Here is an 835-nt window from a genome sequence, read left to right as displayed (position 1 = left end):
GAGCTGTTTCCGATAATGGCTTCAAGGATGGTTATAAACATAATGATAGTGACAGAGCCAGGAGCTAAGTAATTTAACAAATGAAATATATTGGCCCAGAAGATTAATAGAAAATCGCAAATACAGACAAGAATTATGATTAACTTGTGTTGGATAAAACTCCTAAGCACAAATTTTTCCTGTCCAGCTGAATTCAGATCACTTCGAGTGGCAGCAGGATAAAAAGAGCCAAGTCTAACTATGTTTAAGGTCGCTATTGAGTGTATAACTAATGAATACATAATGATTAATACTCCCAATGACAAAGTCTTTTCGCTTCCATTAAATAATGATCCATTGGTAATTTGTAGGATTGGAAAAACTAAGGAAAGTATATTAAAGATATATGAGGAAATATTTATCAATACAAACCCAAAATCTACTATCATTACGTAAAAAGAAAGTAAAACAAAAGAATCCACTGGTATTATTTTATAAATAACTAAAATTGATGCAAAAAAAAGCGACTCTGAAACCTGCAAGCCAAATGATTTAAAAAAAATAAATAAAGTGTACCTTAATAGGAAGATACGCTTTACCCAAAATGTTTTAGGCTCTTTCCTGACATTAAAAATCGTACCGATTTTATGAATATTAAAAGAGCTTAGCATTACTAATAGGACGAGTGTTTCGCTACTATGCGAAACACCGGACTTAAAATTGATTTTTAAAATGATATAAAATGCAACACATATAGAAAAGATACCGAAATAAATGGATTCCTTCTTATATCTTGCTATTTTTCTTGTTTTGCTCACTAACTTTAGAATGCGATTGCCTTAGCCTTGGGTTTTAT

The 835-nt window shown here is 31.1% G+C and carries 1 protein-coding gene; it reads right to left on the bottom strand.

Annotated elements, in window-relative coordinates:
* On the bottom strand, positions 1-797 hold a 797-nt coding region (locus tag KH893_RS11095; protein WP_281166184.1), incomplete at its 3' end, for a hypothetical protein.
* Positions 798-835: the final 38 nt, after the last annotated feature.

Source organism: Liquorilactobacillus sicerae, assembly GCF_029916425.1.
GTDB classification, from domain to species: Bacteria; Bacillota; Bacilli; order Lactobacillales; family Lactobacillaceae; genus Liquorilactobacillus; species Liquorilactobacillus sicerae.
The sequence above is the reverse complement of the archived record's forward strand: the minus strand, read 5'-3'. Positions and strand labels throughout refer to the sequence as shown.